Source organism: Nonomuraea sp. NPDC005692 (assembly GCF_040631115.1).
GTDB lineage: Bacteria > Actinomycetota > Actinomycetes > Streptosporangiales > Streptosporangiaceae > Nonomuraea.
Window position 1 is genome coordinate 214,722 of the sequence record NZ_JBEXYU010000012.1, and the last position, 14,038, is coordinate 228,759.

A 14,038-nucleotide genomic window follows, 5' to 3' on the forward strand; every position below is an offset into this window, starting at 1 on the left:
GCCTACTCGGGGTGCGGCACCCGGTAACCGGGGACCGACGGCCAGCGTACGGTGAGCACCACCGACTCCTCCTCGGCGACCCACGAGTGGTCCACGCCCTTGCCCCAGACCACGTAGTCGCCGGGCTCGGCCAGCAGCACGCCGCGCCCCGGCAGCTCCACCCGGAACCGGCCGCTGATCAGGACGAGCAGGGCGGTGCGCTGCTCACCCCTGACCCACTGGGCACGCTCGTCGCCCGCCGGGTGCACGCCCCACTTGATCTCGACTTCTTCACTGTGCCTTGGGTCGCCGAAGGGTTTGAAGTGACCGAGCAGCCAGCCACGGTCGCCGGCCGCGTCGATATTGGCGTTCCCCACGTAAACCTGCCCGTCCACGGGGCAGGACGCTAGCAGGGAAGTGCGTAACCGAGACGACTCGATTGATTACTGTAGGTGACATGTCTGAGGTGCGATCAGTCGCCCAGCGAGGCGACCTCTTCGGTCAACGGATCCGCGAGCACTGGGCCGGGCGGTTCAGCCGGCGGCTCGACCTACTCGTCGCGGGGTGCGCCCACGACGAGCCGCTCGACGTCGAGCCGCTGGAGGCCAGGGCCACGGGCGCCGACGAGGACCACCCGGTCATCAGAGACGTCGTGGAGGAGCGCGCCGACCTGGTGGCCTGGTCGCTCGGCGACCTGCGCTGCGTGCCGCTCCAGCACCGCGCCTACGACGTGATCCACCTGTCGTTCCTGCTCGAACGCGTCCAGCACGCCGAGCTGGTGTTCGACCGTCTGCTCCAGTCGCTGCGCCCCGGCGGCCTGGTGCTGCTGCGCATGCGCGACAGAAAGTCGGCCTACGGCCTGCTCGACCGCCTGACGCCGTCATGGCTGCGCCGGGCGTTGTGGCGCACGCTGGTCGCCCCCGGCACGCCGGGCCCGCTGCCCGTCGTCTACGAGCCGCTGGCCTCCAGCGACGGCATGCACGCCTTCTGTCTCAGCCGCGGCCTGATGATCACCGACGACGAGCGCCGGATCAGCGGCCCGGCCCGCGCCGGCCGGCTCGGCGCCGCCGCCGTCGCGCTGGTCGACCGGCTGAGCGGCGGGCGCTACCCCGCCTCCCACGACGAGATCACGATGGTGATCAGGAAGCCGCAGCATCACTTCGCCCGGCTGCTCTAGCGACAGGACGGTCCGAGCGACTAGACTCCTTTCCTACCAATTCAATCGGAATAGTTGGGATGTCGGAACCGTGGAGTGGACCCCGGACGCGCACGAGCTGGCCGACCTTGAGCTGCTGCTGTCCGGGGCGTTCGAGCCGCTGACCGGCTTCCTGGGCCACGACGACGTGCACGCCGTGCACGAGCGCGGCACGCTCGCCGACGGCACTCCCTGGCCCGCGCCGGTCACCCTCCACCTGCCCGCCGAGGTCTCGCCCGGCGACGAGGTGCGGCTGCTCGACCCCGAGGGCCTGCCGCTGGCCGTGCTCACCGTGACCGCGCGCGAGGCCGACGGCCTGACCTCGGGCCCGCTCAAGGCGCTCGGCGCGCCCGAGCACGGCCCGTTCGCCCGCCTGCGCCGCACGCCCGCCGAGGTCAGGGCCGAGCTCGGCGGACGGCCCGCGCTGGCCGTCACGATGCGCGGGCCGCTCGACGACCTCACCGAGATCACCGCCACCGCGAAGGAGCTCGACGCGGTGATCGTGCTGCTCCCCCTCTCGTACGGCGAGGCGGGCCCCGGCGTCGTCCGCGCCGCGCTGCGTGCCAAGGCGCACCTGCCGGAGGGCACCGTCGTGGTCCCGGTCCCCCTGGCGCCGCGCGCGGAGCCGGAGATCGACCTCGAACTGCGCGAGCACGTCGCCACCGCCTACGGCGCCACCGAGCACTACGCGGGCCCCGAGCCCGTCACACTCCCCGGCCCGCCCCACCGCCGCGGCCTGGTCGTCTTCTTCACCGGCCTGTCCGGCTCGGGCAAGTCCACCATCGCCCGCGGCCTGCGCGACGCCCTGCTGGAGCTCGGCACCCGCACCGTCACCTACCTCGACGGCGACGTCGTGCGCCACCTGCTGTCCAAGGGCCTGACCTTCTCCAAGGCCGACCGCGACCTGAACATCCGGCGCATCGGCTTCGTCGCGGCCGAGGCCGCCCGCCACGGCGGCCTGGCGATCTGCGCCCCCATCGCCCCCTACGCCGCCACCCGCGAGGAGGTGCGCGAGACGGTCGAGTCCGTCGGGGCCGACTTCCTGCTCGTGCACGTCGCCACGCCGCTGGCGGAGTGCGAGCGGCGCGACCGCAAGGGCCTGTACGCCAAGGCCCGCGCCGGCCTGATCCCCGAGTTCACCGGCGTCTCCGACCCCTACGAGGAGCCGGACGACGCCGACCTGGTGATCGACACCACGCACATCTCGATCGAGGCGGCCGTCTCCCAGGTCCTGGGGGCGCTGCAGTCCGGAGGGTGGGTACGTTGATCGACTTCGCACTGGTCGCCGGGTCCTTCGTCGTCGCCATCGTGGTCGGCCTGACCGGCATGGGCGGCGGGGCCCTGATGACCCCGATGATGATGTTGTTCTTCAACGTCCCGCCGCTGGCCGCGGTCTCCAGCGACCTGGTCGCCTCGGCCGTCATGAAGCCGGTCGGCAGCGTCGTCCACCTGCGGCGGGGCACGGTCAACCTGCGGCTGGTCGGCTGGTTGTGCGCCGGGTCGGTGCCGGCCGCGTTCTGCGGGGTGTTCCTGGCGCGCGCGTTCGCGGTGACCGACGCGGTCAAGTACGCGCTGGGCGTGGCGCTGCTGCTGGCCGTCGTCGGCATGGCGGTCAAGGGCTGGCTCGGCGCGCGGGGCGGCTCGTCGAGCACCCACGAGATCGTCGTGCGCCCAATTCCGACCCTACTGGTCGGTACGGTAGGCGGACTGGTGGTCGGCGTCTCCTCCGTGGGATCGGGGTCGCTGATCATCGTGGCCCTGCTCGTGCTCTATCCGGCGCTCAAGGCCAACCAGCTCGTCGGCACCGACCTGGTGCAGGCCGTGCCACTGGTCACGTCGGCCGCGCTCGGCCACCTGATGTTCGGCGACTTCAAGCTGGAGCTCACGCTCTCGCTGCTGATCGGCTCGATCCCCGGCGTCTACCTCGGCGCGCGGATCTCCTCACGCGCCCCGGGCGGGCTGATCAGAGCCCTGCTGGCGATCGTGCTGCTCGCCTCGGCGCTCAAGCTCCTTGACGTGAACAACACCCTCACCGTCGCCCTCCTCGCCCTCGCCTCGGCCGTCACCGTCGTCGGCTGGAGGGTGCGAGGGAGCGCCGTCGCCTGGAGGAGCGGCGGGAGCGCAGCGACCACAGCGGGGGAAGGCGGCGGCATGAGGCGACCGAGCCCGCCGCACGAAGTGCGGCCATGAGCCCTGCTAGGGCCGCGGCACGCGGGTCGAGCGGAAGTAGCGGTCGCGGGCGAGCTGGGTGAAGGCACGGGCCGCGCCCGGATCGGAGTCGAAGCTCGTGTTGCCGCGCGGCGCCTGCGGCGAGTCGAAGTACAGCAACGCCTTGATCTGCGGATACCGCTTGATCTGTCTCAGCACCGACTCGAAGAAGCGCCGTTTGAAGGCCCGGTCGGCCGGCCGCTCGAACACCCCCCACTCGGCCACCATGACGGGCTTGCCGGGGAAGCGGGCCTGCATCCACCGGTAGAACCCCGGCCAGCGCCCGTACTCCTTGCGGGTCTTGTTCACCAGCCCGTCGAAGTCGTGCACCCGGTCGTCGGCGTACGGGTCCATGGCCACCCAGTCGACCACGTCGTCACCGGGGTAGAGATCCTCGAACCAGGGCTTGGCCGCCCAGTTGGGCGCTCCCATGTACGTCATGACCGTCACGGCGTTCTTGACCCCGCGCTCGCGCAGCCTGAGCACGACGTGCCGGTACATCGCCGCGTAGTCGCCGGCCTGCATGCCCGACCCCGAGCGGGCGTCCACGTCGTTCTCCGGCTCGTGGTGGAGGGTGAGGAAGAATCGTTCGGGGAAGGTGCGCCTGAGGTAGTCGGCCAGGCGGTCGATCCGCCGGTCGAGCGCGCCGTCGGCGATGTCGGCCCAGGTGCGGTCGAGCGACGGCTTCCAGTTGATCATGAGGAGCCTGGGGCGGCCCGGGTCGCGGGCCAGGCCGATCTCCTGCGGGGTGGGGAACAGCTCGCTGCCGCGATGGTAGACGTGCAGTACGTCGGCGCCGACGCCCATGCGCGACTCGGCTCCGCGCAGCGCCTCGGCCACGGGAGCGCCGGTGAAGACCTCGGGCGCCACTCCCCACCAGGCGCCGCAGGAGGGGATGAGCCTGGCGGTGACCGCGCAGGAGGGCGCGCCGGCCAGCTCGGCCGTGCTGGTGTCGACCCGGGCGGGCGCGCCCTCGGCCGTCGAGCAGGCGGCCAGGAGGGTGAGCACCGCGCAGGTGATTGCGGTTTTCGTCGCGAAATGAGAAAAGCCCCGAAGCTGCAACGCCTTCCAACCCCCTTGTCGACGGACCCCCGCCTATCAAACCTGAACCTTGCCATGCCATTCCTCGAACTTCAGCCAGTGTGCTCGTCTGCCCAGGTCACAGCACCAGACCCGCCACCCGCATTTTCTGGAAATATCCATTTAAAAAGGGGCATCTTCGCGGCCGTACCGGAAAAAATCTTCAGTATTCGACTTGGGTAATATCCGTCCGGCCTATAGTGGGCGCACACTGCGCCGAGTGACGCAGCGTTGCCCACCCGCGACAGCGCGCATCCCCCTCCAGGAGACCGTCCCCATGAGCCCGTCGCCGGACCTCCAGGCGCGCCGCCCGGGCGCCGACCTGGACGAGCATCTCTCCCTGCTGCGCAGGCGGTGGCTGCTCCTCGTCGGCTGCGTCGTGGTCGGCGGCACCGCCGGGCTCGCCCTGCTGCGGGCCACCCCGCCGGCCTACACCGCGATCACCCAGGTCCTGGTCACACCCGTCGACGGTCAGGATCAGGGCAACCAGGTGAGCAACCGGCAGCGCGAGCCGCTCAACCTCGACACCGAGGCCCAGATCGCCCAGTCGGCGGTGGTCTCGGCGCGGGTCGCCCAGGCCCTGCGGATCACCGCGCCGCAGCCGGTCGAGGTCTCCGTCCCGCCCAACTCGGCCGTGTTGTGGGTCTCGGTGACCGACGCCGATCCCGTGGCCGCCGCCGCGCAGTCCCGGGCCTACGCCGACGCCTACCTGGCCAACCGGCGCGAGAGCGCGCAGGCCGCGATGGCCGAGCGGCAGCAGGCGGTGCTGGCCAAGCTCAAGCAGGTCGACGCCGGCCTCGACGCGGCCATCAAAGAGGTCGGCCGCCTGCCCAAGGGCAGCGCCGAGCACGCCATCGCCACCCAGCGCCAGAGCGTGCTCAACCGGCAGGCCGCCAGCCTGACGCTCAAGTACGACGCGCTGCGCACGGTCGCGGTGACCCCCGGCTCGGTCATCAGCGAGGCGCTGCCGCCGACCCGGCCCAGCTCCCCCAGCCTGCCGCTCCACCTCGGCACCGGCCTGATGGCCGGCCTGCTGCTCGGCGCGGCGGCGGCCTACGCCCGCGACCGGCTCGACACCCGGCTGCGCACGGCCGCCGACGTCGAGCGGCTGACCGGGCTGCCCGTGCTGACCGACCTGTCCGCCTCCCGCGAGCACGGCGTGCTGCACGAGCTGGCCTGCGCCGTGGTCGCGGCCTGCCCCGGCAAGCGGCTGCTGGTGCGCTCGCTGCCCGCCGACCTCTACGCCTCCTCGCTGGCCGAGCCGCTGGCCATCAGCGCGCCGCTGTCGGTGCTCGACGGCTCCGACGTCCGCGACCTGGCGCGGGCCGACGCGGCCCTGCTGCTGGTCGGGCTGGGCCGGGTCACCTCGCCGGAGGTGACGGCGGCCGCCCGCCATCTGGAGCGGCACGACGTGCCGGTCGTGGGCGTGGTGACGGCGACCGACGCGGTGCCGGAGTTCGTCCCGCTGCTGGAGCCGCGTACCCACACCTCGCTCGGCAAGCTCGTCGCCACCGGCGAGCTGGAGGTGAGCCTGGCGGCCGAGACCACGCCCATGCAGTCGTTCCACCACCGGCAGCGCAAGCAGACGTGACAGGACCAGCCTGGCCGATCGCGGCGCTCCTGCTCGGCTACCCGATCTGGTGGGCGCTGGGGTTCGGCGGCCTGTCGGTGATCGTCCTGGCCGTGCCGATGGCGGTGATCCTGTGGCGGCGCCGGCCGGTCCGGGTCCCCCACGGGTTCGGCCTGTGGCTGCTGCTGCTGGCCGGCTACCTGCTGAGCGCGATGATGCTGGACGAGCTGCCGCCCGGCACGTACGGCGGGTTCAGCACCGGCCGCCTGATCGGCTGGGCCATGCGCCTGGCTCTGTACGTGTCCGTCCTGATCATGGTGCTCTACCTGGGCAACCTGACCGAGCGCGAGCTGCCGCAGCTGCGCCTGGTGCGCTGGCTCGGCGTGCTGTTCCTGACGACGGTCGCCGGCGGCCTGCTCGGCGTCCTGGTCCCGCACTTCGCCTTCACCTCGCCGGTCGAGCTGCTGCTGCCCGGCTGGATCAGCGAGAACTCCTTCGTCCAGAACCTCATCCATCCCACGGCCGCCCAGACCCAGAAGGTGCTCGGCTACTCCTCGCCCAGGCCGGAGGCGCCCTTCGAGTGGGCCAACGCGTGGGGCAGCAACGCGTCGGTGCTGCTGATCTGGTTCGTCGTCGGCTGGTGGACGTACGGCGGGCGGGGCCGCCGGGTGCTGGCGGTGCTGGTGATCGCCCTGGCCGCGATCCCGGTCGTGTACTCGCTCAACCGCGGCCTGTGGATCGGGCTCGGGCTGGCCGTGGCGTACCTGATCGTGCGGGTGGCCGGCCGGACCAGGATCGTGTTGTGCGGGGCGGTGGCCGCCGGGCTGATGGTGTTCGCCCTCAGCCCGCTGGCCTCGGTGTTCGCCCAGCGGCTGGACAAACCGCACTCCAACGACGTCAGGGCCTTCACGATGACCGCCACGGTCGCCGCGGCCCGCCACTCGCCGGTCATCGGCTACGGCAACACCCGCAACTCGCTCGGCAACCACCGCTCGATCACCACGGGCAAGACCCAGTGGTGCGCGGCCTGCGGGCACCCGCCGCTCGGCAGCGACGGGCAGCTCTGGCTGCTGCTGATCACCCAGGGCTTCACCGGGGCCGCCCTCTACGTGGCCTTCTTCCTCGGCGCCATCCGCCGCCACTGGGCCGACCGCTCCCCGATCGGGCTGGCCGGGGTGCTGGTGATGGGTCTCGTGCTGCTCTACATGTTCGTCTACGACGGCCTGGTGACGCCGCTGAGCCTCTATCTCATCTCGTTCGCCCTGCTGTGGAGAAACGCATGAAGGACGCCTCCGCGCGGCTCGGATACCTCCACGAGACCGTGCGCCTGCTGTTCCCGGGTACGGGGTCGCCGCGGCCGTACTCGGTGCTGCCGCACCGGGTGCTGCCCCGCCGGCTGGCCCCGCGGCGCTGGTGGCACGTGGGGGGCGCGGTCACCGTGCCGCTGGAGGGGTCCGTCGCGGCCTACCTGGGCGAGGTCTTCGACGCGCCCGTGGAGACCGTGCTGCACGTGCGTCCGGCGTTGCGGCCCAACCGCAAGCCCGTCCTGGAGGTTCGTACCGGGGGGCGGCTGCTGGCGTACGTGAAGGTCGGCGACAGCCCGCTCGCCCGCGAGCTGGTCGGCCGCGAGGCGGCCGCGCTGCGCGGGCTGGCCGCGGCGCCGCTGAAGACCGTCGTCGTGCCCGACGTGCTGCACCACGGCGAGTGGCGCGGCCTGCCCGTGCTGGCGCTCTCGCCGCTGCCGGTACGGCGCGGCCGGGTCCGCCCGGCCCTGCTGCACGCCGCGATCATGGAGATCGCCGCCACCGGCGGCCCGGTGCCGGCCTGGCACGGCGACCTGTCCCCGTGGAACATCAGCCCGTCCGCCGACGGCCGGCTGCTCGTCTGGGACTGGGAACGGTACGAGACCGGCGTCCCCTACGGCCTCGACGCCGCGCACCACCTCTTCCAGCGGGCGCTGCGCAGGATGGACCCGCCCACGGCGGCCCGCGCCTGCGTGGCCAGGGCGCCCCGCGAGCTGGCCCCGCTCGGCCTGTCGTCGGCCGAGGCCAGGCGGACGGCGCTGCGCTACCTCATCGTGCTGGCCGACCGGCACGCCGCCGACGGCCACTGCCCGCTCGGGCCGCCCGAGACCTGGCTCAACCCGGCCGTCGACCACGAGGAGCTGCTGCCATGAGGACGCTGAAGCGGCCGGTGTTGTCCTTCTCGCGCCTGGCGGGCCGGTTCACGTCGAGCGCGCGGGTGCTGCCGTCGTTCCTGATCGTGGGGGCGCAGCGGTGCGGCACCACCTCGCTCTACCGGGCGCTGGCCCAACACCCGCTGCTGCTCAAGCCCGTCCTGCACAAGGGGGTCCACTACTTCGACGTCGGCTACCACCGGCCGATGGCCTGGTACCAGGCGCACTTCCCGCTGCGTGCGGGCGCGGCGTTGCTGGCCCACCGGTACGGCGGCCGCACCCAGGCGTTCGAGTCGTCCCCCTACTACCTGTTCCATCCGCTGGCCGGTGAGCGGATCGCCGCCGACCTGCCCGGGGTCAAACTGATCGTCCTGGTCCGCGACCCGGTCGAGCGGGCCTGCTCGGCCCACGCCCACGAGCTGGCCAGGGGGTTCGAGTCCGAGTCGCACCTCGAATCCGCCCTTGAGCTGGAGGCCGGGCGGCTGGCCGGGGCCGAGGAGAGCCTGCGCGTGTCGCCGTTCTCCGAGCACCACTCCCACCGCCACCACGCCTACCTGGCCCGCGGCCGGTACGCCGACCAGCTCGACCGCCTCGAACCGCTCTTCGGCCGCGACCGCGTCCTGGTGCTCGACAGCCACCGGTTCTTCGCCGAGCCCGAGACCGCCTACGACCGCGTGCTGGAGTTCCTGACGGTGCCGCACCTGGGCTATCCGGCGTTCGAGCGGCACAACGGCCGGCCGCTGCCCCGGCCCGTGCCCCGGGTGCTGGAACGGGCGCTCAGGGACCATTTCGAGCCCTACGACGCGCGGCTGACGCGCTGGCTGGGCGGTGAGCCGTCGTGGCGCCGGTGATGGTCCGGCGCGGGATCGCCGGGCTGACCGGGGCCGGGGTGAGCGCGCTGGCGCAGTTCCTGGTGGCCGTGGTGGTGACCAGGTCGTTCAGCCCGGCGCAGGCGGGGGCGTTCTTCAGCGTGACGGCCCTGGCCCTGATGGCGGCCGGCATCGCCAAACTTGACGCCGGGAACGGGCTGGTGTACTTCATCGCGCGGGCCAAGACGTACGGCTATCGCGGTATCTCCGGATATTTCCGGGCGGCCATGGTGCCGTGCGCGCTGGCCGCCTGCGCGGCCGGGGTGCTGCTGGAGCCGCGCATCGGGCTGCTGGCCTGGGCCCTGCCGGTCATCGTGCTCGGCGACATCGCGCTGGCCGCCACCCGCGGTTTCGGCTCGATGCGGCCCACCGTGCTGCTGGACGGCGTGCTGCTGCCCGCCGCGCAGCTCGTGCTCGTCACCTGGGCGGCGCTCGCGCACGCGCCGCAGTGGCTGCCGGCGGCCTGGGCGCTGCCCTTCCTGCCGCTGCTCGTCCTGGCCCTCGCCGACCTGCGGGGACGGGCGCCGCGCACGCCGTACCTGCCGGGGACCGGGCGTGACCTGTGGCGGTACACCGCGCCGCGGTCCGCCGCCGGCGCCATCCAGGCGGTGTTCCAGCGGCTGGACATCGTGGTCGTCGCCCTGCTCGGCGGGCCGGCCCAGGCCGCCGTCTACACGGCCGCCACCCGGTTCCGGGTCGTCGGGCAGCTCGCCAACCAGGGGCTGGCGCAGGCCGTCCAGGAGCGGCTGGTCCGGGCGCTCGCCGACGGGGAGCTCGGCCGGGCGCGCGAGCTGTACCAGGCCACCACGATCTGGCTGGTGCTGCTGACCTGGCCGGTGTGGCTGGGCTACGCCGTCCTCGCGCCGTGGCTGCTGCGCGTCTTCGGTCCCGCGTACGGCGCCGCCGCCCCCATCGCCCTCGTCCTGGCCGGGACCATGCTGGTGGCCACGGCCTGCGGCATGGTCGACGTCGTCCTGACCGCGGCCGGCCACACCCTGGCCAGCCTGCTCAACCTGCTGGCCGCGGTCGCCTGCACGGTCGCGCTCGACGTGGCCCTGATCCCCTCCCAGGGGGCGTTCGGCGCGGTCGTCGGCTGGTCGGCCGGGGTGATCGTGAAGAACCTGTTGCCGTTGTGGCAGCTCCACCACCGCTACGGCCTGCGCCCGTTCGGCCGCCACACCCTGCCCGCCCTGCGCCCGCGCACCTGGGCGGCGGCCGCGTGAACACGCCCGTCCTGGTCACCGGCCTGCCCAGAAGCGGCACGAGCTGGGCCGGCAAGATGCTCACCGCCGGGGGCGGCCTGGTCTACGTCAACGAGCCGCTCAACCCGCAGCACCCGCCGGGCCGCTGCCCCGGCGTGCTGCGGGCCGAGGTCACCCACCGGTTCCAGTACATCTGCGACGACAACGCCGCCGACTTCCTGCCCGCCTTCCGCGACACGGTCGCCCTGCGCTACCACTGGCTCGCCGAGTTGCGCGCCAACCGCTCCCCCTACGACCTGGCCCGTCTGGCGCGCTACGGCACCGCGTTCGCGTTCGGCCGCCTGAGCGGGCGCCGGGCGCTGCTCGACGACCCGTTCGCGGTGTTGTCGGCTCATTGGTTCGCCCGGCGGCTGGGTTGCGCGGTCATCGTCCTCGTCCGTGATCCGGTGTCGTTCGTGGCCAGCTGGCGCCGTCTCGGGTGGCGGTTCGACGTCGGCGACCTGGTCGGCCAGCCGCTGCTCGTCCGCGACCATCCCGGCCTGCTGGAGCTGTGCCCGCTGCTCGGCTCCGCCGACGACCTGGCCACCATCGCGGCCCTGTGGCGGGCCGCGCGGACGGTGCTGGCCGCCACGCCCGGCGTGCTGGTCGCCTCGTACGAGTCGCTGGCCGAGGATCCGGTCACCGGCTTCCGGCGTCTCTACGCCCATGCGGGCCTGCCGTGGTCACCGTCCGCCGAACGCCGGATCGTCCGGGCCTGCACCACGCCGTCCCGCCGGTCGGCGGCGTTCGCGTGGTCGGGGCTGTCCCGGACGGCCTTCCGTCCGATGGACTCCCGTCACGCCCTGGCCACGGCGGCCCGGGGTCTCACCCCTCAGGAGGCGGACCGCGTCCGGGCCCTCACCGCCTGAGCCTGGTCAGCAGGCAGCCGGCGAGCAGGCGTACCGCGAAGGGGAGATCGTCCACGAGGTAGCGCCGCGCCAGCCGTCCGGGCTCGCTCATCAGCCGGAACGCCCACTCCAGCCCGGCCCGCCGCATCCAGCGCGGCGCCCGCTGGACCGTGCCGGCGGCGAAGGCGATGGCCGCCCCGCAGCCCACGAACCACGCCTGCGGCAGCTCCTCGCGCAGCTCGGCGATGAGCAGGTCCTGCCGGGGGAAGCCCAGCCCGACGAACACCAGGCGGGGCCGCGCCGCGACGACCCGGCGCCGCACCCGCTCCCGCCCCTCCGCCGTTTCGTCGAAGTGGTACGGCGGCGCGTGCACCCCGGCCACCTTCAGCCCGGGACGGCAGCTCCTGAGCTCGTCGGCGGCCAGCTCGGCCACCCCCGGCGGCCCGCCGAGCAGGTACACCGGCCAGTTGCGGGCCGCGGCCACCTCGCTGAGCGACCAGATCAGGTCGGCCCCGGTGACCCGTTCGGGCAGCGGGGTGCCGAGCAGTCTGGCCGCCCACACCAGCGGCATGCCGTCGGCCACCACGATCTCGGCCGAGCCCACGAGCTCCTGGAGGGCGGGGTCGCGGGCGACGGCCCGGCAGATGTCGACGTTGGGCGTCACGATGCGGCCGCCCCTGCCTGCCGCGGCCTCCGCCGCCACCCAGCGCACCACGTCGGCCTCGGTGACGACGTCCAGCCCGACGCCGCCGACCCGCACGCGCTCCCCCGCACGCCTCCGGCGACCGGCCTCGGCGGGCCCGCGGCCCGCCGGTCGCTCGGGCGGGAGGTTGCGGGCGGCCCCCGGCTCGGAGCCACGGGCCCGGCCGGCCACGGGCCCGGCCGGGCGGGTCCACGCGGACTCGGCGGCATGCCCGGCCCCGGACGCGTGGGTCCGGGCGGACGCGGACTCGGCGGCATGGCCGCGAGCGGTCGCGGGGTCGGCAGCGGGATTCGGGGTGGGCGGGCGCTGGACGGGGACGGCGGGAATGCGGGTCCTGGGCGGGGTCATATGCCGTGCCCCCGTCCGTGCAGCAGCCCGAGCACGGTCGCGGCCGGGACGATCCCCGCCGCGACGGCCAGCGCGATCGGCGCCCGCGGCTCACCCGGCCGCGCCCCGAACGCGCGCAACGCCCACCGGACCGCCGCGCGCCGCCGCCCGAGCGCCGCGTACGCGAAGGCGAGCTGGCCGTAGACCCGCGCCGCGCCGCGCCGGTCGGCGGCCAGCTCGGGATGGCGGTCGAGCATCCAGTCGAGCCCCGCGATCCGGTCCGCCCAGCGGGCCGCGTAGTAGGACGACCCACCCCACCGCACGCGGACGAGCGGCCGGTCGACGTGCGTGATCGGCCGCCGCCGGGCCGCGCGCAGGGCCAGGTCCCAGTCCTCGTTCTGGCCCCCGGGGGCGCTCTCGTCGGCCCACAGGGCCCCGCGCCGGAACAGGAACGTCGAGGAGTGCACCATCACCATGCGCGACCGCAAAAGGTCGGCCGTGGTCACCGAGTCGGCGCCCGCGAGCCTGGCCACCCGGCGCCGCCCGTGCTCGACCTCGATGGCGCAGCTCGCGAACTCGCCACCGGCGGCGGTCAGCGCCCGCACCTGGGCGGCGAGCTTGCCCGGCAGCCACAGGTCGTCGTCGTCGCAGAAGGCGACGAGATCGGTGTCGAGAGCCGCTATGCCGGTGTTGCGCGCTCCAGGAAGCCCAGGGGTACGCCGGTTGGCCAGGACGGGCACGCCCAGCTCCGGCCCCGGGCGCCCGCGCCCCCCGTCGTCGACCACGACCACGACGAGCCGCCCCGGATAGTCCTGGGCCAGCACCGCCGCCACCGCCTCGCGCAACAGCTCTGGCCGGTCGCCGCAGGACGGGATCACCACCCCCACGGACGGCAACGCGCTCACGCGGCGACCTCCCGGTAGCCGTACCGGACGCGGAGGGGCCAGGTGAGCGCGGTGACCAGCCGCCGGTCGCGGACGGGCAGCGCCGAACGCCACGAGTCGTCGCACCGCAGCCTGATCCCCCCGACCTGGAAACGCATCGGATTGCCGGACGCGGTGTGCGCGGGCCCGAGCCGCGCCGTCGTGCCCTCCAGGAACGGCAGGCCGGGAACGTCGAGCCCGAGGAAGCCGGCCAGCGCGGTCAGCGTGGGCTCCGGGTCGGCGACCAGGTCTTCGTAGCGCACCCGGGTCACGCGGGCCCCCTGGCGGGCGAGGAGCTCGAGGCCGGCGTTCTGGGCCGTCCAGTGGAGGGACGTGCGCAGCGGCCCCCAGCGGGTCATGGGACGCCCGTCCTCGGGCCGTTCGACGGTCCTGCGCCAGGAGTGGGCCACCGCCCGCGGGTCCCGGACGACGTGCACGACGCGGACGTCCATGCCGGCCGCGACCAGGCAGTGGGCGAGGGAGGCGTGCTTGCTGGAGTCGATCACGACGGGCGCGCCGGTCGCCTCGTAGACCCTCCGGTAGGCCCGCGCGTACTCGGCCAGGTCGGGATGCGCGATGCGCCCCATCCGGTGGGTGCGATCGACCCGCTGCCGCAACGTGAGCATCCGCTCGGCCAGCGACGGCCGCCACCCGCCGAACGCCGCCCGGCCCACCTGCCGCCAGAAGTCGCAGGCGGCGAAGGCCGCGCCGCAGCCGCACGGCTCTCCGGCCAGCACGCCCCTCGACCACAGGTGGACCACCTCGCCGAGCGCCACCACGCCGGGCAGCTCGGCGAGCAGTCGCTCCAGCAGAGTGGTGCCACTACGGCCGAGGCCCCCGAGGAAGATCACTCGGGTGGCGGATGCGCGGTCGGTCACAGGGGGAGGGCCTTCACGTCGCCAACACGGAACGCGACGAC

At 73.8% G+C, this 14,038-nt stretch carries 14 protein-coding genes; 9 read left to right on the forward strand and 5 right to left on the reverse strand.

Going from position 1 to position 14,038, the window contains the following annotated elements; translation table 11 throughout:
* Positions 1–2: 2 nt before the first annotated feature.
* Positions 3–374 (reverse strand): signal peptidase I, encoded by a 372-nt coding sequence (locus ABZ459_RS25525; RefSeq protein WP_357974763.1) that lies wholly within the window; start codon positions 372–374, stop codon positions 3–5.
* 62 nt (positions 375–436) lie between these two features.
* Between ABZ459_RS25525 and ABZ459_RS25530 the strand changes: the two genes are divergently transcribed.
* From ABZ459_RS25530 to ABZ459_RS25540, 3 genes are all read left to right on the forward strand, one after another.
* Positions 437–1,156 (forward strand): methyltransferase domain-containing protein, encoded by a 720-nt coding sequence (locus tag ABZ459_RS25530; protein ID WP_357974766.1) that lies wholly within the window; start codon positions 437–439, stop codon positions 1,154–1,156.
* A gap of 70 nt (positions 1,157–1,226) precedes the next feature.
* Positions 1,227–2,441: an adenylyl-sulfate kinase gene (gene cysC / locus ABZ459_RS25535; protein WP_357974769.1), complete on the forward strand. Its 1,215-nt coding sequence runs from the start codon at positions 1,227–1,229 to the stop codon at positions 2,439–2,441.
* Positions 2,438–3,364, forward strand: coding sequence for a sulfite exporter TauE/SafE family protein (locus tag ABZ459_RS25540; protein WP_357974772.1), 927 nt, complete (start codon positions 2,438–2,440; stop codon positions 3,362–3,364). The genes cysC and ABZ459_RS25540 overlap by 4 nt, the downstream gene beginning before the upstream one ends.
* 6 nt (positions 3,365–3,370) lie before the next feature.
* Here ABZ459_RS25540 and ABZ459_RS25545 read toward each other — a convergent pair whose 3' ends face one another.
* Complete coding sequence (locus tag ABZ459_RS25545; protein ID WP_357974775.1) at positions 3,371–4,390, reverse strand: hypothetical protein; 1,020 nt, start codon at positions 4,388–4,390, stop codon at positions 3,371–3,373.
* 349 nt (positions 4,391–4,739) lie between these two features.
* Here ABZ459_RS25545 and ABZ459_RS25550 point away from each other — a divergent pair, with 349 nt between their 5' ends.
* From ABZ459_RS25550 to ABZ459_RS25575, 6 genes are read left to right on the forward strand one after another with little or no spacing between them, the layout of a single operon-like run.
* Positions 4,740–6,053 (forward strand): Wzz/FepE/Etk N-terminal domain-containing protein, encoded by a 1,314-nt coding sequence (locus tag ABZ459_RS25550; protein WP_357974778.1) that lies wholly within the window; start codon positions 4,740–4,742, stop codon positions 6,051–6,053.
* A complete protein-coding gene (locus tag ABZ459_RS25555; protein WP_357974781.1) occupies positions 6,050–7,315 on the forward strand; it encodes a hypothetical protein in 1,266 nt (421 codons plus the stop codon). The genes ABZ459_RS25550 and ABZ459_RS25555 overlap by 4 nt, the downstream gene beginning before the upstream one ends.
* Entirely contained in the window at positions 7,312–8,208 is an 897-nt protein-coding gene (locus ABZ459_RS25560; RefSeq protein ID WP_357974784.1) for a hypothetical protein, read from the forward strand. The genes ABZ459_RS25555 and ABZ459_RS25560 overlap by 4 nt, the downstream gene beginning before the upstream one ends.
* Complete coding sequence (locus tag ABZ459_RS25565; RefSeq protein WP_357974787.1) at positions 8,205–9,059, forward strand: sulfotransferase; 855 nt, start codon at positions 8,205–8,207, stop codon at positions 9,057–9,059. Before ABZ459_RS25560 ends, ABZ459_RS25565 begins: the two co-directional genes overlap by 4 nt.
* Entirely contained in the window at positions 9,047–10,300 is a 1,254-nt protein-coding gene (locus tag ABZ459_RS25570; protein WP_357974790.1) for a lipopolysaccharide biosynthesis protein, read from the forward strand. Before ABZ459_RS25565 ends, ABZ459_RS25570 begins: the two co-directional genes overlap by 13 nt.
* On the forward strand, positions 10,297–11,187 hold the full coding sequence (locus tag ABZ459_RS25575; protein ID WP_357974793.1) for a sulfotransferase: 891 nt from the start codon (positions 10,297–10,299) through the stop codon (positions 11,185–11,187). Before ABZ459_RS25570 ends, ABZ459_RS25575 begins: the two co-directional genes overlap by 4 nt.
* Here the strand turns inward: ABZ459_RS25575 and ABZ459_RS25580 are convergent.
* From ABZ459_RS25580 to ABZ459_RS25590, 3 genes are read right to left on the reverse strand one after another with little or no spacing between them, the layout of a single operon-like run.
* Entirely contained in the window at positions 11,177–12,217 is a 1,041-nt protein-coding gene (locus ABZ459_RS25580; RefSeq protein ID WP_357974796.1) for a WecB/TagA/CpsF family glycosyltransferase, read from the reverse strand. The two genes, ABZ459_RS25575 and ABZ459_RS25580, sit on opposite strands and share 11 nt — an antisense overlap.
* The gene (locus ABZ459_RS25585) at positions 12,214–13,101 is read right to left on the reverse strand and encodes a glycosyltransferase family 2 protein (RefSeq protein ID WP_357974798.1); all 888 of its coding nucleotides are present in this window, start codon (positions 13,099–13,101) and stop codon (positions 12,214–12,216) included. Before ABZ459_RS25585 ends, ABZ459_RS25580 begins: the two co-directional genes overlap by 4 nt.
* Positions 13,098–13,997, reverse strand: a complete 900-nt coding sequence (locus tag ABZ459_RS25590; protein ID WP_357974801.1) for a sulfotransferase — start codon at positions 13,995–13,997, stop codon at positions 13,098–13,100. The genes ABZ459_RS25585 and ABZ459_RS25590 overlap by 4 nt, the downstream gene beginning before the upstream one ends.
* Between the last annotated feature and the right edge of the window lie 41 nt (positions 13,998–14,038).

What these genes read in the sequence shown, in the direction of transcription:
- ABZ459_RS25530 (WP_357974766.1), top strand. Translation starts at nt 437, where the DNA reads ATGTCTGAGGTGCGATCAGTCGCCCAGCGAGGCGACCTCTTCGGTCAA.
- ABZ459_RS25550 (WP_357974778.1), top strand. Translation starts at nt 4,740, where the DNA reads ATGAGCCCGTCGCCGGACCTCCAGGCGCGCCGCCCGGGCGCCGACCTG.
- ABZ459_RS25560 (WP_357974784.1), top strand. Translation starts at nt 7,312, where the DNA reads ATGAAGGACGCCTCCGCGCGGCTCGGATACCTCCACGAGACCGTGCGC.
- ABZ459_RS25565 (WP_357974787.1), top strand. Translation starts at nt 8,205, where the DNA reads ATGAGGACGCTGAAGCGGCCGGTGTTGTCCTTCTCGCGCCTGGCGGGC.
- ABZ459_RS25580 (WP_357974796.1), bottom strand. Translation starts at nt 12,217, where the DNA reads ATGACCCCGCCCAGGACCCGCATTCCCGCCGTCCCCGTCCAGCGCCCG.